We start from the raw sequence: 16,473 nt of genomic DNA on the forward strand, positions 1-16,473 counted from the left end.
AGGTTGTAGAGTAATTATATCCGTTGAGATACCATTCTTTTATGGTCCTGAGGTCTTTGTTGTGGCTGGAACATCGTATTTCCAGTAACGGCCGTGAGGGAAAATGTATTTGTGGGTGAAAACGCTGGATATATTGTTGGGAGTGCGAACTGTGATGATGTGAATGAAAACTTTGCCGTTATCCTTCAGGAAAGAGGCAAGCTTTTGGAAAGCTTGCGTTAAATTACCTACATGACAAAAAACGCCTATCGAGAGAATTTTGTCAAATTTTGTGTCAAAGTGGGCGTCGTTCAAATCGCCTTCATATAGGGTAAATCGACCGGAACTGAGGTAGCTTTCGGGGTCTTGCATCTTCTTACGCATATACTCGCATTGGTTGTGGCTCAAGTTAATCCCCGTAAAGGTGACATTGGGAAATTTGGCAAGAATGTAATTGGGGACGCAACCCCAACCGCAGCCAAAGTCTAAAATTCGATCGCCATCCTGAATGTCTAGCTTCTCAATCACATCATCAATCATCTGCATTTGCGATTGTTCAAGGTTTGCCGCTCCTTTTTCCCACAACCCCATGCTGTATTTAGGATAAATGAGTTTGCCGTCGCCTAACATCCGATTCAGCATTGCTTGAGGTAAGTCGTACTGAATTTTCATTAAATCCCGGGGCCCTTCGGCGGTACGATCTGTTTCTGTCAGTACCCATTCGTAGGGTGCAAGCAGGGAGGGAAAATGCTTAAAAAACACGGGCATACAGGTATCAAAAAGCGATCGCAATACTGAATCCGGTACTTCTAAGCCGTTGATGTAAGACTCTGCTACTGCCATTTGCAGCGTGTTAACTGCACTGACGGCGAGGCGGGTTGCTCCGTAGGCGATCGGACTTTTGGTATGCACATCTCCCACGATGGGAATGTGCTTTTCGATGCTTTGTAGGACGGTTGATGAACTCATGTTTATAGTCGTTTTAAAGATGCTGCTATTATCTCATTAAAATTGGCTTGTTTGAGGACCAAAAAGCTGAAACTATTGCCAAGTAAGGTTTGCACAGCAAAACTCCGCAAAATCATATCAAAAACCAGTAAGCTGTTCATCATTTAAATTTTCGAGGCTATCTAAGCAAGTATAGGGTTTCCACCTCTGAAACACGCATTTTAAATGCACAACAGCTTACACGCGAGAACTCCTATTCTCCAGCATCGTAGATTTAATGAGCCTGGTAGTATGTGGCATCTATTTTTCTGTGAATGCTGCATACCTAGCCAAAGCCTCATCCCTCAATGTTAGTCGAACTGCTGTCTATGGCAAACTTAATGGCATTTACCTGGTGTTAGTGCTGCGGTGTTACGAGAAACTCCCACATCTATGACTACTTTGATGCAGCTTGTGGGAGGTTGTCCACCAAAGTTACTCGCTTCTTAGGAATGAGAATTAAATAACTTCCACTCTTGAAAGTGGGATGGGCGTCCCGCCCGTCCTTTTTGGACAGGCGGGACGCCCATCCCACAATAACAATTAAAATTGTAAGTTATTTAATTCGCGATCCTTATCAACGAGCGAATCATTGATGGTAACTGTGAAAGCTGCAACAGATTATCGTCTAGAAACCCTCAAACCCTATGCTTCGATTGCTTTACCGGGACAGTATGCCGGTGGTACTAGACCCCGAATTACCCATGGCTATTGATGTGTTTCCCTGTGAAGATGGTCATGCTCAGGAATCTTCTTTATGTGAGGCGGTGTTCCAGACTGTCAAAGCTGATGAATTATGGATTGCCGATCGCAATATGTGTACCCAAGGGTTTCTCTTTGGTATATCTACAGCCTCTTCTGACTTTTTGATTCGAGAAGATAAAACTATGCCACCGCAAGCAATCAGTGAATTGCAATTCCCAGGTGATGTAGAAATAGGAGCTATTGAGTGAACAAACAGTTGCTCTGTCTTATGGGGTAACTGTTTGAAAGTTCGACGGGTGGTAGTGCGGTTGAAAACAGCTACTGGTGAGGCCGAGCGAGAGATTGCCCTACTCACAAGTCTATCTCAAACTGTTGCCCGTCCTGAATATGTAGCTCTGTTGTATCGGGTAGGTTGGAGTGTTGAGACTTGGTTTCCCACCGTAACTAAGAACTTTGAGGGTGAATTTTTTTCCTTGGGTTATCCCAAAGCTGAAAAATTTTATTTTTTGCCATAAAAAGGTTTCTTACAATATTTTAGTGGTTGTCCGAAGGGCTTTGGGCAGTGTACACGGTGTCGGTAAAATAGAGTCCCATCTATCGGAATTCTAAGAAAGTTGATGAAATTCAAGGAACTTATGGAAGAATGACGATCGCCTGTGACTCTGATATAGGGCAGCATTTTCAGGCTTGGTCACTGTCTCAAGAGCCCGATTTTCTGTTGGAAGCAGGCTGCACCAGTGAATTTGAAGTCTTTCCTCAAGCAGCCACGTTCGCCTAAGAAGAAAAAACCACCGGGGAATTGTAGACTTGCACCACCGTCATCTTTCTACAGCCAGACTTCGCTAGACTAGGCTCGGCATTTATCAAGACGCGGGCTGGCTATGCACACCGCACCTTACCACGTTAGACTAGCGTGTCAAACAACTTTTTGCGCAAGTCCTGTCGGATAATGGAAGACAGTTTCCGAGTTGAGTAAAATATACACAGAGACCGACCAGCGAATTCAGATGAACAGCAAACCAGAAAAAAGCACTTTATTGCACAATCCACCCATAACCGTAGCAGCATCAAAAATGTTTACCTACTCAAGGCGGTTGGCCAACGCGTGGAAACCACATTATGGAAATTAACTTGCCGGAATCTCAATTAAAAAGACCCGACTTAGAAATCAGCATCCGGCAATAATTAACGCGGACAGTTCCCAACAGCAGTAGCAATATTTATCGGAAAATATACAGAAAATTGGCAGCCCCGATGCAAATTGATGGAGAATACATAGCGGTTCGCGGAAAGATGAGGTATTCACCAATTAATTAACAATTCCCCAATCCCCCAATCTAAAATATAAAATCTAAAATCTAAAATCTCAACTTGTACCTCATTTATTTGAGAAAGGCTATATTTTAGATTGCCGGTACGAAACAGCGGGCAATATAGCCCACATCATGACAGGCGTAGTCCCCAGACTGTTAGCAGCGCAAAAAATTTGCGATAGAGTAACGCTGCTTTTGTGCTCGAACGGCAACCACATGGCGAAAAACGTCTACAAACTGCTGGGCTTATCCATACTTTGCAGGGACAAAGACATTAACGGCAAGCTGGTCCTCGCAGACGACCAATCTCAGGGCGCTTACGAAGCGTGTTACAATGCTTTATAGGGGGAGTTAACTTTTGAGGGATTTAACCCGTAGACTCCTGAAAAAGTCTTTATCTCTCGAAAAGACACCAGAAGTTTAATCAACCAAAGTGAAGTAGAACAGACTTTGCAAGCATATGGATTTAAGAAATATTACTTTGAAGACATACCGATTAGCGAACAGTTGTCGGTAGCAAGAAATGCTAAAGTTATTTTGGAATGCACGGTGCAGCGCTGTCGAGCTTTGTATTCAACAGCAACAAAGTGAAGCCGAGCGAATTATTTCACCCCGGTTACGTAATGGATATGTATCGCAACATGGCAAACGCTGTGGGCGGAATTTGGTGCGGTATTAGCGGTCAAATTACAGAAGATGTAATTGGCAAACTGGAGTTCAAGCAAGAAGCAAGAGCTTTTGCAGGGAGTCGCACCCAAATCGATATAAACTCTCTGTGAATGGCACTAGAATATTTGGGTGAATAGAAAATCAAATAAGTAAAAAAATAGGGCAATAACTTATGGTAGCGCCGCCGCAACTGACAGAAACGGCAACTCAAATAGAAACGCCAGAATTGGGACTGTGGCAACAAATAAAAGAAGACTGGAACGCTCACGGACGCGACTGGACAAAACCGGGATTTCGGGCCGTAGCAGTTCAAAGGTTCGGCGTCTGGAGGATGCAGGTAGAACCAAAACTGCTGCGGGCTCCGTTGAGCATTCTGTACAGATCGCTCTACCGAAAAGTCCGCAATACCTACGGCATAGATTTGCCGTACACTGTGAAGCTCGGCCGCCGGGTGGTGATTGAACATCAGAGCGCTATTATCATCCACGGAAACTGTACGATCGGTGACGACTGCATTATCCGCCAAGGCGTAACCCTGGGAAACCGCTATTTGGACAAACCGCTAGAATCGCCTCAATTGGGCGATCGGGTCAACGTCGGCGCTGGTGCAAAAATCCTCGGAAAAGTAAACCTGGGAGACGACGTAAATATCGGAGCAAACGCCGTAGTTTTATCAGACATTCCTGCTGGTCAAACTGCCGTTGGCATTCCGGCGAAGATGATTGCAGCAAAAAAAAATCAACACCAGAATACTTACATTATTTAGATAGTATTGATTATGTCTCAATTGCACAAAGTGGGATTAGTCGCGATCGGGCGGAATGAGGGCATGAGGCTCGGAGCGTGCTTGCGGTCAGCGCTCAGCCAAGTAGCTCTCGTGGTTTATGTCGATTCCGGCTCAACAGACGGCAGCTTAGAATTAGCTCGATCGATCGGAGCCGATACAGTAGAACTCGACCTATCTACACCTTTTACCGCAGCCCGCGGCAGAAATGAAGGCTTTGCCCGCTTGCGGCAATTAGCTCCCGATATCGAATTTGTTCAATTTGTAGATGGCGACTGCGAAATAGTTGACGGCTGGCTCCAGAGAGCCCAGCAAGAACTCGCAGCCAAACCAGAATTAGCTGTAGTGTGCGGACGCCGCCGCGAGCAGTACCCCGAAGCCACAGCATACAACCGACTGTGCGACATCGAGTGGGACACGCCTGTCGGCGAAGCCAAAGCCTGCGGCGGCGACTCCATGATGCGGGTCTCGGCCTTCGAGCAAGTCGGTGGCTTCAACCCCGCACTGATAGCCGGCGAAGAACCGGAACTCTGCGTGCGGCTGCGTCAAAAAGGCTGGAAAATCGAGCGCTTAGATGCAGAAATGACCCTGCACGACGCCCAAATGACACGTTTTGAGCAGTGGGCGAAGCGCTCTCAAAGAGCAGGTTACGCCTACGCCGAGGGTTTCTGGATGCACGGGAACACCCCCGAACGCCATTGGAGGAAAGAAACCGTCAGCATCTGGTTCTGGGGATTCGTTGTGCCAGTCCTAGCATTCGGTACAGCCTGGTTCACCCACGGGTGGAGCCTGTGGTTGCTCGCCGGCTACCCGCTACTTACTTACCGAATTTACCGCCGGATGAAGCTGCAGGGGAACTTGCCAGCCCAGGATGCTGCGCTTTATGCTCTATTTTGCGTGCTGGCGAGATTTACTCTATTGCAGGGTCAGATTCTGTTTCACCAACGCCGATTGCTGGGACAGGGCAGCAATTTGATTGAATACAAGACAGCTAACCAGATTAAAATAATTAATTAGAATTGCTGAATCTTGGACGCACAAACTCTATCTGTAGGATGCAATGCGCACCTCACCCCTACAGATAGTGTGAAAAATTATCGCGCCGCCTACGCCTAAGTCATATCGGTCTTAAATGCAGCGTGTTTGCTGTTTTTGAGAAGGTAGGAACGACTAAAAGTAACTTACATCCCAAGTTGAATGTACAGTTGTCTGACTTGAAAAACACTAAAAACTAATTTCCTGATTACAAACTTATGGGGTTTGCAAGTTTTACAAAATGTAGTAAATTCTGTAGAAAATTCCTTCTCAAATTTGACGATTTTCGAGAAAAATGGCAATCGTAAAGCCAAGCCTAAATTCCCGGCTTGACCTTACTACAAATCTCTTACTTATCCTCAACTAGATAATTTGAATAGTATCAAAGATGAGCCTTCATAGGATGTGTATTGACTAGCCCGAAAGTAGGTCAAGTGCCAATGGTATTCCATAGACCAATACCGAAAGGATTCAACGTTATGACTGGAACGGTTATCCCAGAAGCAGAGGTCGGGTATATTTTCCTAACGCTCGAAGCTCAAACGGTTCCAGTAACGGTTGCAGAAATTCAACCGACAGCAGAAAACAGTATTGGTATAGACTTAGGAATTACCAACTACGCCTACCTATCCAAGGGAGAACAAGTCGAAAACGCGAGATGCTTAAGGGAGTATGCTCAGAAGTTGGCAAGACGACCGTCGAAGCTAGCTAGCAGGGTTAAAGGTTCTAAGCCCTGGAAAATCCTCAAAGGCAAGATTTCTAAGCTCGCTCAATTTGTAGCTAGAGCGAGACTTGATTCGCAATTCAAAACACCACATAAGTTATTTGATAAGTGTGATGTTTGGGTTGTAGAGGATTTGAGTCTTAAGAATAGGAGTAAACGCGTCCCAGCCAAGACTGATATTGAAGATGGCACTTTGGTTGACTTGCCAAATGGTCAGGGGGCTAAGAGCGGTTTGAATAAATCAATACTTGATGCGGCTCACGGTCAATTTACTACGGTACTCAAATATGTCGCTGGGAAATGAGGTAAAAGCGTTGTATTGCTTGACCCCAAGGGAAATTCTTAACCGGGTGGGAATTGTCTCAAGAAAGTGCCTAAAGAATGGTCAGATTGATGGCATTATTGTCAGTGTGGGGAGTTTTTGGAGCGAGAGGAAAATTTAGCCAAACTTATCAAAATAATTGGCTAGAATTACGAAAAGGGCGGTGCTTCTACGTCACTCAAAAAAGCTCTGGCATCGAGGGAGTAATCAGCCTGGGGTCTAACGGTACGAGTTGACCGTCAGGTTTGTTCACGCAATCAGGGGATGCAGAAAAGATGCCGAGAAACCGGGTTTGCATACAGGTTCGCTGCAATAACAGATATCCGCGAGATTCCTCGCTAATTAGCTAGACGCGCCACATATGTCACAGATTCACTATCTGCCGGACGATCGCACGATCGAGATAGACGACGACGATATAATTCTCGAAGCTTCGCTGCGTGCAGGCATTCCCCACACCCACATCTGCGGCGGTAGTGCCCGGTGTTCGACTTGTCGCGTATTAGTTGTCGAAGGTTTAGAATTTTGCTCTCCCCGCACTTCGCCGGAAGAGGAGCTCGCCAAAAAATTGCGCCTAGAGCCGGAAATTAGGCTAGCCTGTCAGACGCAGGTTGCGGGCGGCAAGGTGATTTTGCGCCGGCTGGCAATCGATTCTGAAGACTTGGAATCATTTACCGACGAAATGGCCGGAAAGTTGATTTCTAATCCGGTGGGTCAAGAGAAGAAAATTGCAATTTTGTTTGCCGATATTCGAGGCTTTACTGCATTTTCAGAATCGCTGTTGCCCTACGATGTAATTTATGTTTTAAATCGCTATTTCCAAAAAATGGGTTATGTAATCAACCGCAACGGCGGGATGATTAATAATTATATGGGGGATGGTTTTATGGCGCTGTTTGGGTTGGAAAATTCAGACAAGGCGGCCCAACAAGCGGTGAGGGCTGGGGTGGAGATGCTGGAGGAACTAGACAAACTCAATCCCTATTTTGAGACTTTATACCGCCACCGATTGCGGATTGGGATTGGCATTCACTGCGGCTGGGTGGTTGTGGGGAAGTTGGGCGCGTCGAAGAGTCAGACAGTGACGGCGATCGGGGATGCGGTGAATTTGGCGAGCCGGATTGAAGCGGCGAACAAGCAAGTAGGAACAAGTTTTTTGATTTCCGAGGACACTTATCAGGAAGTTAAGGATTTGGCGATCGTCAATCGGTGCGTATCCGTGCCAATTCCGGGGAAAAGTGGCGAATATCCGCTGTATGAAGTAGTCGGGATGCCGCCGCTGCCCGTGGAAATCGAAGAAGTTTCTGAGATAAGGGAAGGTTCTATTTGGCAAAGTTTTGTCAATAAATTGTTGGCTTTGTATGCTGCGGCGTACAATTGGATTAGGAAAATTTGGATTCAAATTAGGAAACTCTAGATCGAAGTTTTTTAGTTTTGTTATTCCCTGGATCAGATGAATATTCCTCAGTCAATAGTTCGCATTTTTCTCATGCTCCCCAACGGTCAGATTGGGGCCCAACTGCGAGATAATATTCCCGGTATTGCCAGTCAAGGAATGCTTTCTACTTTTGGTGGTGGCGTGGACATTGGAGAAAGTCCACAGCAGGCAGCCCTGCGAGAAATTGAGGAAGAAACTTGCCTCACAACCAATTATTACAAAATGGAGTTTATCACAACTTTTACTCACCAAAAAACCCAAAAAGATAGAAAAATTTTACAAAAAAACCACCTTTTTTTGGCCAGAGTGAGCGATTGCGATAAAATAGAAATCAAAGAAGGTGTGGGTTTGGTAGTTTTGAGAAAAGATGTAGATTTTGAAAAAGTCAACGCCGGGGAAGGTACTCAAATCGCTTGGAAATTGTTGCAGGAATATTTATAGCATTTTTTAGGTAAGTGAGGTGCATAGCTTTCGATAGAGGACACGGCGCCGTGCCGTTTCCCTAAAGCGATCGATCGCTTGACGGGTGTACTTCATCAACGTGAAATCTGCTGTAAAATAAAAACTCCCACACTACCTTTTCCCCGCGATGAGACTGCAATTTTAATAGAGAACTTTTTTACGATGCTGTCAAATACGAATTCAGAGTACGAAGCATTACTGCAACGAGCGATCGCGATCGCAGCAAAAGCTCATGAGGGGCAAGTAGATAAGGCAGGCAATCCCTATCTCGATCATCCGCTGGCTGTGATGGAAAATGTAAATTCTCTAGAGGAGAAAATCGTAGCGGTTCTACACGATGCGGTCGAAGATTCTGAACTTACACTGGAGCAACTTAGAAGCGAAGGTTTTCCTGAAGTTCTAGTCTCGGCGATTGCAGCGATTACCAAAATAGAAGGAGAAGCTTATGCAACTTATTTAGAGCGTGTGATTGCCAACCCGATCGCATTGCAAGTCAAAATCGCTGATGTTACTCATAACCTCGATCTTCGTCGCATCGCCAATCCGACAGAGGCAGATTTTCAACGCATTGCCAAATACAAAAAAGTCCTCAGTCAGTTGCGTGCCGCCCTAAAATAATTATTAACCGCAGATATCCGCGTTAATCCGCGTGCATCTGCGGTTAAAAAATTCCCCAATCCTAAGCCATCACCATCCCCCCATCCACATTAAAGACCTGCCCGGTTATATAAGCAGCCGCCGCATCTGCCGCCAAAAACTTCACCATCCCGGCAACTTCCTCAACTTCCCCATATCTCCCCAGGGGAATATACTTCAAAATCTCATCAGACTTGACATCCTTAGTCATATCTGTAGTGATAAAACCCGGTGCAACTGCATTCACAGTAATCCCGCGACTCGCCAACTCTTTCGCCACAGTTTTAGTAAACCCAATTACCCCAGCCTTCGCCGCACTGTAATTAGCTTGTCCCGGATTGCCCATTTGCCCAGCAACCGAAGCAATATTAATAATTCGGCCGCTTCGCTGTTTCAGCATGATTTTACTGGCAGCTTTCGCACACAAAAACACGCCGGTTAGATTCAAATCAATTACCGCTTGCCAATCTTCCAACTTCATCCGCAGCAGCAAAGTATCGCGAGTAATGCCTGCATTGTTCACCAAAATGTCAATCCGTCCCCATTTTTCCATGACATTACTGGTGAGTAAATCTACTTGGTCAGTTTTCGAGACATCTGCTGCAAGTGCCACAGATTCTCCTCCTGCGGCGACTATTTCTGCTACCACCTCATCAGCAGCAGCACTCGAACTCGCATAGTTTACGGCGACTTTAGCGCCCTCTGCCGCTAGGGCTAAAGCAACGGCGCGGCCGATTCCCCGCGACGCACCGGTCACGACAGCAACTTGACCCCGCAATCTCTGAAAAGTCTCTGGCAATAGTTCCATAATTGTATCCTCGCAATCTACCAGAGAATTTTGCACTAAAATCGAGCCAGAACCAAAAAAATTATTTTGTCTTATGGCAGTTCAAAAACAGTTCAGCAGTTTTGATGAGTTAGTATCGGGCTCTGACTTGCCGGTGTTGGTAGATTTTTATGCTACTTGGTGCGGGCCTTGTCAGATGATGGCAGGGATTTTGGAGCAAGTTAGCGGTCAATTGAAAGACAAGCTGATGGTTGTCAAAATTGACACGGATAAGTACGACCAGTTGGCGTCGCAGTATCACATTTATGCTTTGCCGACTTTGGTGCTGTTCAAAAATGGCGCTGAGGTCGATCGCATTGAGGGAGTGCTGCAACCGGCGCAGTTGATCGATCGACTGCAACCTTTCTTGTAGTTAGGGTGTTTTACCTTAATTAAGACATCCGCAACAAATAATCTCAAGCTTTTAAGCGAGATGTAGGGGTGAAGCATTTGGGCGACAATTTATGTTGAAAACATCTTGTTTTATGTCCAAATGCTTCACCCTCCCAGCAGATGCGCTCGGGGCGCGAGCTTTTATTTTTTGGAGATGTCTATTGTTTTACCGCAGCACGAGCCGAAAAGTAGGGCTGTTTCATTAGGCTTCAACGGACGGCATTGCACCTGTGAAGCACATCCATAAAGTATTGCTCAGTTCCGTTTCCAGCCAGTGTTAGGCTCGCGGTTCTTGTTGTGTAGCCGATGCCGCCACCACCAGCGACGATCGCATCAGTCTTAGGTTTAGATTTGGAGCATTTCACCTGTTGTTATCTCCTCTATTCTTACTGGTGCTTTAAATGATTTAACTTTAAATTCCAGCTCATCCCAATTTTTGCCATATGTACGGTTAAAGTAATCTGCTATGGTATCTCGTTCCTGGATAAACGATTTCTCAAGCTGACGAACCTCGGTTTTTATGCGATCGACCTCTCTTTTGATGGGACTGCTATTTCCAGCACTTGTGATTCCCCCTCCCATCTGGCTCAAGACGCGACCGCCAGGAGTTTGAAGAATAGGGTCTATACCAGCTTTCCGAAGACGCTCAATATCGCTGTCAGAAGCATTGTATGGCAACCGGACACAGCGCTTTATAGTGTATGGAGCCAGAATTTCAGGCCAATTCTCTTCGAGAATTCTTAGTAAGTCTTGATTTGTAAATCCTCCCCCGTGTGGATGGATATCGATTAAATACATCCTTGCCGTATGGGAGTCTGCAATAGCAAATAATAGATCGTGTGTTCGTTCAACAAATCCCTGACGCTTTGGATGAGGATTAGTACCTAAATGGAAGTGAAATATTCCCCAGTCGTAAAACATGAGGTCTTTGTAGTCTGGCTTATCTATCAGTGTGCTGAGATGAGGTTTTAAATCTTGACCAGACTCAGCTTTCTCAATCAACTCCTGCAAACCTAATGTAATTTCCTGTGGAAGAATTTTGTTTGCCAATTCTTTAGACTGCCTAACAGTCCATACAATAGTTGGTGGTATTCTTAGCGATAAATTGAGATACCTTTTCAAAACGGTATCAAGGTCTTGTTCATCTTTTGGAGGATGACCTAAACTGCAAAGATATTGGGTAATTTTTTCTTTAAAATCCGCAAAAAAGTTTATTTTTGCCACGATCTACTGTCTTCTCTAGCTAACTTACCAGCTAACTTATAATTATATCGGAGTTGCCCTATAGTTACCATTGGTGAAACCAGCGCGCTTCTCTTCGGTTTATTTAAGTTGTTTTACTTACCATTTTAACCGTCAATCATGAAAACACCAAGCCACGCAATTATCAATCTGGCAATTCTCGGTAGAACCCAGCATTCTGAGTTGAATTTGCTCATCGTTACGGGCGGAATTTTGCCGGATATTCCGATATTTTTATTTTACTTTTGGGCGAAATACATTGCTCGCTTGCCCGAAGCTACAATTTGGTCAAAAGCATATTATGAGCCTTTTGTGCAAAATATTGTGGCTCTGTTTCATTCAATTCCCCTTGCGGGTATTGGTTGGCTAATTGCTTATTACTTTGGCTGGCCAAGCGTGCAAATTCTGTTTATTAGCACGATCCTCCACTCTCTGGGAGATTTGCCAGTCCACAATGACGACGCTCACAGACACTTTTTTCCCTTCAGCAATTACCGTTTTATCAGTCCGTTTTCTTATTGGGATAGGAAGCACTACGGGTCAATTGTTTCTTTGGTTGAAATGTTGTTAGTGCTGCTGTCAACTTACCGCGTTTTTGGTTTGGTTAATTCTTATGCTGGTAAAGGATTGTTGATTTTGGTCAATGCTTTTTACTGGGCTGGCGCGGTTTATTTTCAGGTTCGAGATTTATTTAAATTCACTTCCCAAAGATGAAAAATGAACACAAAATTATCAATTAGCAATTAGGAATTACCAATTACCATATTGTTAACTGCGCCGAATGTTAAAACAGCACCAATCTTCGCGCTTCCAGAGAGTAGCGACAATCCAGCCGTGCTGTTCGAGAGTGTCAGCAATTGGCTTAGCTTGTTCGAGCAAAATGCCGCTGAGCACGGCCCAAGTAGTGGGTTTGCTAATTGCGGTGAACTGGGGGATTAAATCAATGATTACTTCTGCTAAAATGTTGCACATCAAACCGTCGAGCGGCTCATCTACCATTTCTTTCAAGCGATCGATACTGCCGAGCTCTGCAACCAACTGTTGAGAATTAACGCGGTTGAGTTGTCGGTTGCTGATGGTCGATCGCACTGCCAAAGGATCTGTATCCAAAGCATAAACTTTTGTAGCGCCCAACAACACGGCGCCGATCGACAAAATACCCGATCCGCAGCCGATATCGGCAACTACGCACTTGCTGTCATCAAAACCGAGCCGCATTTCCAGCGACTCCAGACACAGTTGAGTAGTGGCGTGAGCACCGGTACCGAAGGCCACACCGGGATCTAAACGCAAAATGAGGCGATCGGTATCATTCGGTACCGGCAGCCAGGCCGGATTAATTAAAAAGCGATCGCCCACTTCTTGAGGCTGCCAGTGATGCTTCCAAGTGCTGCCCCAGTCTTCATCTTCAATCAAATCCCACTGCATCGCAGGTAGGGGCAAACCTGCACACAGAGCATCTTGGCGCAGCCACAGAGACAGAGCGGCCAAATCCAGCAATCCTGCCTGTTCTTCGGGCAAATAAGCCGACATCAGGCAAGAATTGCTTTTGATCTCAGTAGCAGTTCCCCGACAGCTAAACCGTTCCAGACGCCAAAAGATGATATCTTCCAGCGCCGGATCGCAAAGAATTCTAATTTCCCACCAGCTATGTGCCATAACGATTTTAGATTTGAGATTTTAGATTGTAGATTGGCCCCGGGGAACTGGAGACTGGGAACTGGGGAGTGAGGAATGAGGATTGGCTAATCGAAAAATTCCCGCTTTCTGGCCAATTACCAATGACCAATTGCCCATTACCAATTATCAGTCCTTGCATCCAAAATCTAAACTCCAAAATCCTTCAAAGATTTACCGTGTAAGCATCCCGAATTCCAGGAACTTTTAGGATCTCGGCGAGTATGCCTTCTGGTAGGGGGTCATCGAGGCTCAAAACCATCACGGCATCGCCTCGCACGATTTTACGGCCTACTTGCATACTGGCAATATTGACATTAAAACTGCCCAATTGGGAACCAATTTTGCCAATAATCCCCGGCATATCGCGGTGCAGGGTAAACAGCATGTGGTGAGTGGGGGAAACGTTGACGGGGAAATCGTCAACGCTGGTAATCCGAATTTCGCTTTCGCCGAGCACTGCACCCGTGACTGTGTGTTCGCCTAGGGTTCCCTTGGCCGAGAGGTGTACAGAGCCGGTGTAGTCGCGAATTGAGGCGTCTCTGGTTTCGACGACGCGAATTCCGCGTTCTTTTGCTTCGATGCTGGCGTTGACGTAGTTAACGCGCTCTCGCAGGGCTTGGGAGAGCAGGCCTTTGAGGGCGGCGACGACTACGGGCTGGCTTTGGTTGCTGGCCAATTCGCCTTGGAGTTGGACGTTGAGGTAATCGACTCGGCCTCCGGCTAGCTGGCTGACGAGGTTGCCGAGGGTTTCGGCGAGTTGCAGGTAGGGTTTGAGTTTTTCGATCGAGTCTGGGAAAATGCCGGGTATGTTGACAGCCGAGCGCGCCGGCAGCCCCAACAGCACGTCGCGAATTTGTTCAGCAACATCGATCGCCACATTCACCTGAGCTTCCGCTGTGGATGCTCCCAAGTGGGGCGTCAGCACGATGTTTTGGCCGACACTCCGCAGCGGGGAATCGGCTTGCAGCGGTTCCTGTTCGTAAACGTCTAAAGCTGCGCCGGCGATCTTGCCTTCTTTGATGGCTTCTGCGAGGGCTGCTTCGTCGATGATGCCGCCTCTGGCGCAGTTTATGATGCGGGCCGTGGGTTTCATTTTCGACAGCACTTCAGCGTTAATTAAGTGCAGGGTTTCCGGCGTTTTGGGGATGTGCAGGGTGATGTAGTCGGATTCGCGCATCAGCAGTTCGAGTTCTACCAAGCGGCAGCCCAACTGGTCGGCTCTTTCGGTGGAGATGAAGGGGTCGTAGGCCAGCAGTTTCATGCCCATTGCTTTGGCTGCGGTGGCGAGGTGCGAGCCGATTTTGCCCAAACCGACGATGCCGAGGGTTTTTTTGTAAACTTCTACGCCCATAAAGCGGTTGCGTTCCCATTTACCACTTTTGACGGATGCGTTGGCTTCCGGGATGTGGCGGGACATCGAGAGCATCATGGCGATCGCGTGTTCGGCTGCGGCGATCGTGTTGCCTTCGGGGGAATTGACGACTACAATTCCTTTGCGGGTAGCGGCGGGTACATCGACATTATCTACGCCGACGCCAGCTCTGCCGATGATTTTGAGTGAATTCCCGGCTTCTATGATTTCTTTGGTAACTTGGGTGCCTGAACGGATCATTAAAGCGTCGTAATCTGGAATAATTCGTACCAGTTCTTCGGCTGAGAGTCCTGTGTTTACGTCAACTTGCGCGACTTGGGAGAGGATGTCAATTCCGGCTTGGTCGATCGGATCGGATACTAGAACTTTAGGCATAGCAAGCAATTGAGTGGAATCAGTAAAAATAGGCAAGCGTGTTGGCGAGCACAATGTTGAGGCTTAAACAGGGGCAGTATCTCACGGCCCGGCTCAAGTTTGCGTTTGTGCAGTTTGAATTGTATCTGGATTCGGTCTTGACCGAGCGTTTTTGCTTGAAATATTTTAGGTTTCGGGGCGATCGCACTCTCGGATGGTCTGGAAATCGCCGAACTGCTTAGCTAGTATGTCTTTTCCGACTATAATTATTTCTAGGTGTCCGAGCCTAACCATCAGGAATTATTGTCAAATGAATTATCTTATCGCCGTACTGCCCGATCGAATTAAAGCCGAAGCTGCCTACTTTGCTCTGGAAAAAGAAGGCTTGCCCATGAAGCAAGTGAGCATTTTGGGCCGCGGCTACAAAACTGCTGATGAATTTGGCTTGATCGACCCCAACCAGCAAGCGAAGAAACAAGCTAAACTCATGGCTGTTTGGCTGGTGCCGTTTGGCTTTATTGCTGGGGTTACTTTCAGTCTGATGACTCAGTTGAAGACTTTTGCCTGGGCGGGCGAAATTGGCGATCACGCGATCGGCGGCGTGCTAGGTGCGATTGCCGCTGCGATGGGCAGCGTTTTTGTAGGAGGCGCCGGGGGCATGGCTTTTGGTAGCGGCGATGCTTTGCCCTACCGCAACCGTTTGAATGCGGGTAAATTTTTGATTGCGGTTAAGGGTACTGACGATTTGACTGGGAAAGCTGCGAATATTTTGCGGCAGTTTGAACCGGAAAATATCCAAGGTTATACAGAGACTTAGTTATTTGTTGACTGTTAACTGTTGACAGTTAACGGTTAACTGTTGACTGTCAACTCGTGTAATATTTGAAGGCAGTTATGGAATTACAAACTATCCCCCTACATTCTCCCCTCGAATTAACGCTCGAATTAACTGACGAGCAGTTTTTTCAGTTGTGTACAGACAACCGGGATTTGAGGTTTGAGCGCACTGCAACGGGAGAATTAATTATTATGCCGCCTGCGAGTAGCGATACAGGCAGACGGAATGCGGATCTAAGTTTTCAACTTCAATCTTGGAGCAGACAAAATAAGCATTTGGGAATTGCTTTTGATTCTTCAACTGGATTTAAACTGCCCGACGGTTCAGACATTTCTCCCGATGCTGCTTGGATGCGGCGCGACAGGTGGGATGCTTTAACTGCTGAAGAAAAAAATAAATTTGCGCCGATTTGTCCGGATTTTGTGGTGGAATTGCGATCGACCACTGATTCCCTAGAAAAATTGCGGGCTAAAATGAAAGTGTATGTGAAAAATGGAGCGAGGTTGGGATGGTTGCTCGATCGCAAAAATAGAAAAGTAGAAATCTCCCGTCAAGGTTCAGATGTGGAAATTTTAGACTCGCCTGCAACTCTGTCCGGCGAAGATGTATTACCGGGCTTTGTTTTGGATTTAAGCGATATTTTGTAATAAGTAAAAACCGCATTTTAGCGGGTATAAAATCTAGAACAGCCCTTATTTGCGATCGTCAATCTGC

Annotated in this window: 21 protein-coding genes and 1 pseudogene; 16 read left to right on the top strand and 6 right to left on the bottom strand. The window is 46.3% G+C overall.

The window, feature by feature from the left end:
- Nucleotides 1-39: 39 nt before the first annotated feature.
- Nucleotides 40-948, bottom strand: coding sequence for a class I SAM-dependent methyltransferase (locus QUB56_RS19995; RefSeq protein WP_332957522.1), 909 nt, complete (start codon nucleotides 946-948; stop codon nucleotides 40-42).
- Between the two features lie 256 nt (nucleotides 949-1,204).
- Between QUB56_RS19995 and QUB56_RS20000 the strand changes: the two genes are divergently transcribed.
- From QUB56_RS20000 to QUB56_RS20050, 12 genes and pseudogenes are all read left to right on the top strand, one after another.
- Nucleotides 1,205-1,363, top strand: a complete 159-nt coding sequence (locus tag QUB56_RS20000; protein WP_332957523.1) for a hypothetical protein — start codon at nucleotides 1,205-1,207, stop codon at nucleotides 1,361-1,363.
- A 250-nt stretch (nucleotides 1,364-1,613) separates the two neighbouring features.
- Nucleotides 1,614-1,919: a hypothetical protein gene (locus tag QUB56_RS20005; RefSeq protein WP_332957524.1), complete on the top strand. Its 306-nt coding sequence runs from the start codon at nucleotides 1,614-1,616 to the stop codon at nucleotides 1,917-1,919.
- A 33-nt stretch (nucleotides 1,920-1,952) separates the two neighbouring features.
- Nucleotides 1,953-2,186 (top strand): hypothetical protein, encoded by a 234-nt coding sequence (locus QUB56_RS20010; protein WP_332957526.1) that lies wholly within the window; start codon nucleotides 1,953-1,955, stop codon nucleotides 2,184-2,186.
- Between the two features lie 930 nt (nucleotides 2,187-3,116).
- On the top strand, nucleotides 3,117-3,329 hold the full coding sequence (locus tag QUB56_RS20015; RefSeq protein ID WP_332957527.1) for a hypothetical protein: 213 nt from the start codon (nucleotides 3,117-3,119) through the stop codon (nucleotides 3,327-3,329).
- A 48-nt stretch (nucleotides 3,330-3,377) separates the two neighbouring features.
- A pseudogene (locus QUB56_RS37340) lies at nucleotides 3,378-3,575 on the top strand (glycosyltransferase 61 family protein); the annotation flags it as partial.
- On the top strand, nucleotides 3,527-3,763 hold the full coding sequence (locus QUB56_RS20020; protein WP_332957528.1) for a hypothetical protein: 237 nt from the start codon (nucleotides 3,527-3,529) through the stop codon (nucleotides 3,761-3,763). The pseudogene QUB56_RS37340 and the gene QUB56_RS20020, both read left to right, overlap by 49 nt.
- A gap of 62 nt (nucleotides 3,764-3,825) precedes the next feature.
- On the top strand, nucleotides 3,826-4,419 hold the full coding sequence (locus QUB56_RS20025; protein ID WP_332957529.1) for a serine acetyltransferase: 594 nt from the start codon (nucleotides 3,826-3,828) through the stop codon (nucleotides 4,417-4,419).
- 21 nt (nucleotides 4,420-4,440) lie between these two features.
- The gene (locus QUB56_RS20030) at nucleotides 4,441-5,454 is read left to right on the top strand and encodes a glycosyltransferase family 2 protein (protein ID WP_332957583.1); all 1,014 of its coding nucleotides are present in this window, start codon (nucleotides 4,441-4,443) and stop codon (nucleotides 5,452-5,454) included.
- A gap of 497 nt (nucleotides 5,455-5,951) precedes the next feature.
- On the top strand, nucleotides 5,952-6,500 hold the full coding sequence (locus QUB56_RS20035; RefSeq protein ID WP_332957530.1) for a transposase: 549 nt from the start codon (nucleotides 5,952-5,954) through the stop codon (nucleotides 6,498-6,500).
- A gap of 379 nt (nucleotides 6,501-6,879) precedes the next feature.
- Nucleotides 6,880-7,935 (top strand): adenylate/guanylate cyclase domain-containing protein, encoded by a 1,056-nt coding sequence (locus tag QUB56_RS20040; protein WP_332957531.1) that lies wholly within the window; start codon nucleotides 6,880-6,882, stop codon nucleotides 7,933-7,935.
- A 36-nt stretch (nucleotides 7,936-7,971) separates the two neighbouring features.
- Nucleotides 7,972-8,397 carry an NUDIX domain-containing protein gene (locus QUB56_RS20045; RefSeq protein WP_332957532.1) on the top strand — a complete coding sequence of 142 codons (426 nt, stop codon included), beginning with the start codon at nucleotides 7,972-7,974 and terminating at the stop codon, nucleotides 8,395-8,397.
- A gap of 183 nt (nucleotides 8,398-8,580) precedes the next feature.
- Nucleotides 8,581-9,036 (top strand): HD domain-containing protein, encoded by a 456-nt coding sequence (locus QUB56_RS20050; RefSeq protein ID WP_332957533.1) that lies wholly within the window; start codon nucleotides 8,581-8,583, stop codon nucleotides 9,034-9,036.
- Nucleotides 9,037-9,097: 61 nt separating this feature from the next.
- Here QUB56_RS20050 and fabG read toward each other — a convergent pair whose 3' ends face one another.
- Nucleotides 9,098-9,862, bottom strand: coding sequence for a 3-oxoacyl-[acyl-carrier-protein] reductase (fabG, locus tag QUB56_RS20055; RefSeq protein WP_332957534.1), 765 nt, complete (start codon nucleotides 9,860-9,862; stop codon nucleotides 9,098-9,100).
- A 73-nt stretch (nucleotides 9,863-9,935) separates the two neighbouring features.
- On the opposite strand from fabG, the gene trxA reads away from it, so the two are divergent.
- Nucleotides 9,936-10,253 carry a thioredoxin gene (gene trxA, locus QUB56_RS20060; protein ID WP_332957535.1) on the top strand — a complete coding sequence of 106 codons (318 nt, stop codon included), beginning with the start codon at nucleotides 9,936-9,938 and terminating at the stop codon, nucleotides 10,251-10,253.
- 229 nt (nucleotides 10,254-10,482) lie between these two features.
- Here trxA and QUB56_RS20065 read toward each other — a convergent pair whose 3' ends face one another.
- Nucleotides 10,483-10,638, bottom strand: coding sequence for a hypothetical protein (locus QUB56_RS20065; protein ID WP_332957536.1), 156 nt, complete (start codon nucleotides 10,636-10,638; stop codon nucleotides 10,483-10,485).
- A complete protein-coding gene (locus tag QUB56_RS20070; RefSeq protein WP_332957537.1) occupies nucleotides 10,619-11,497 on the bottom strand; it encodes a hypothetical protein in 879 nt (292 codons plus the stop codon). Before QUB56_RS20070 ends, QUB56_RS20065 begins: the two co-directional genes overlap by 20 nt.
- 138 nt (nucleotides 11,498-11,635) lie before the next feature.
- Between QUB56_RS20070 and QUB56_RS20075 the strand changes: the two genes are divergently transcribed.
- Nucleotides 11,636-12,229: a hypothetical protein gene (locus QUB56_RS20075; protein ID WP_332957538.1), complete on the top strand. Its 594-nt coding sequence runs from the start codon at nucleotides 11,636-11,638 to the stop codon at nucleotides 12,227-12,229.
- 54 nt (nucleotides 12,230-12,283) lie between these two features.
- Here QUB56_RS20075 and prmA read toward each other — a convergent pair whose 3' ends face one another.
- Together prmA and serA are read right to left on the bottom strand one after the other, a co-directional pair.
- Nucleotides 12,284-13,174 (bottom strand): 50S ribosomal protein L11 methyltransferase, encoded by an 891-nt coding sequence (gene prmA / locus QUB56_RS20080; RefSeq protein ID WP_332957539.1) that lies wholly within the window; start codon nucleotides 13,172-13,174, stop codon nucleotides 12,284-12,286.
- A 184-nt stretch (nucleotides 13,175-13,358) separates the two neighbouring features.
- A complete protein-coding gene (gene serA, locus QUB56_RS20085) occupies nucleotides 13,359-14,942 on the bottom strand; it encodes a phosphoglycerate dehydrogenase (RefSeq protein WP_332957541.1) in 1,584 nt (527 codons plus the stop codon).
- A 289-nt stretch (nucleotides 14,943-15,231) separates the two neighbouring features.
- Between serA and QUB56_RS20090 the strand changes: the two genes are divergently transcribed.
- Nucleotides 15,232-15,738: a hypothetical protein gene (locus QUB56_RS20090; protein ID WP_332957542.1), complete on the top strand. Its 507-nt coding sequence runs from the start codon at nucleotides 15,232-15,234 to the stop codon at nucleotides 15,736-15,738.
- 77 nt (nucleotides 15,739-15,815) lie between these two features.
- Nucleotides 15,816-16,406, top strand: coding sequence for a Uma2 family endonuclease (locus QUB56_RS20095; protein WP_332957543.1), 591 nt, complete (start codon nucleotides 15,816-15,818; stop codon nucleotides 16,404-16,406).
- The last annotated feature ends 67 nt before the right edge of the window (nucleotides 16,407-16,473 follow it).

The organism is Microcoleus sp. AR_TQ3_B6 (genome assembly GCF_036702785.1).
Lineage (GTDB): Bacteria > Cyanobacteriota > Cyanobacteriia > Cyanobacteriales > Microcoleaceae > Microcoleus.

Excerpts from the sequence above, each read along its gene's own strand:
- QUB56_RS19995 (WP_332957522.1), bottom strand. The coding sequence starts at position 948 with ATGAGTTCATCAACCGTCCTACAAAGCATCGAAAAGCACATTCCCATC.
- QUB56_RS20000 (WP_332957523.1), top strand. The coding sequence starts at position 1,205 with ATGAGCCTGGTAGTATGTGGCATCTATTTTTCTGTGAATGCTGCATAC.
- QUB56_RS20005 (WP_332957524.1), top strand. The coding sequence starts at position 1,614 with ATGCTTCGATTGCTTTACCGGGACAGTATGCCGGTGGTACTAGACCCC.
- QUB56_RS20015 (WP_332957527.1), top strand. The coding sequence starts at position 3,117 with ATGACAGGCGTAGTCCCCAGACTGTTAGCAGCGCAAAAAATTTGCGAT.
- QUB56_RS20020 (WP_332957528.1), top strand. The coding sequence starts at position 3,527 with ATGCACGGTGCAGCGCTGTCGAGCTTTGTATTCAACAGCAACAAAGTG.
- QUB56_RS20025 (WP_332957529.1), top strand. The coding sequence starts at position 3,826 with ATGGTAGCGCCGCCGCAACTGACAGAAACGGCAACTCAAATAGAAACG.
- QUB56_RS20035 (WP_332957530.1), top strand. The coding sequence starts at position 5,952 with ATGACTGGAACGGTTATCCCAGAAGCAGAGGTCGGGTATATTTTCCTA.
- QUB56_RS20040 (WP_332957531.1), top strand. The coding sequence starts at position 6,880 with ATGTCACAGATTCACTATCTGCCGGACGATCGCACGATCGAGATAGAC.
- QUB56_RS20045 (WP_332957532.1), top strand. The coding sequence starts at position 7,972 with ATGAATATTCCTCAGTCAATAGTTCGCATTTTTCTCATGCTCCCCAAC.
- QUB56_RS20050 (WP_332957533.1), top strand. The coding sequence starts at position 8,581 with ATGCTGTCAAATACGAATTCAGAGTACGAAGCATTACTGCAACGAGCG.
- fabG (WP_332957534.1), bottom strand. The coding sequence starts at position 9,862 with ATGGAACTATTGCCAGAGACTTTTCAGAGATTGCGGGGTCAAGTTGCT.
- trxA (WP_332957535.1), top strand. The coding sequence starts at position 9,936 with ATGGCAGTTCAAAAACAGTTCAGCAGTTTTGATGAGTTAGTATCGGGC.
- QUB56_RS20075 (WP_332957538.1), top strand. The coding sequence starts at position 11,636 with ATGAAAACACCAAGCCACGCAATTATCAATCTGGCAATTCTCGGTAGA.
- prmA (WP_332957539.1), bottom strand. The coding sequence starts at position 13,174 with ATGGCACATAGCTGGTGGGAAATTAGAATTCTTTGCGATCCGGCGCTG.
- serA (WP_332957541.1), bottom strand. The coding sequence starts at position 14,942 with ATGCCTAAAGTTCTAGTATCCGATCCGATCGACCAAGCCGGAATTGAC.
- QUB56_RS20090 (WP_332957542.1), top strand. The coding sequence starts at position 15,232 with ATGAATTATCTTATCGCCGTACTGCCCGATCGAATTAAAGCCGAAGCT.
- QUB56_RS20095 (WP_332957543.1), top strand. The coding sequence starts at position 15,816 with ATGGAATTACAAACTATCCCCCTACATTCTCCCCTCGAATTAACGCTC.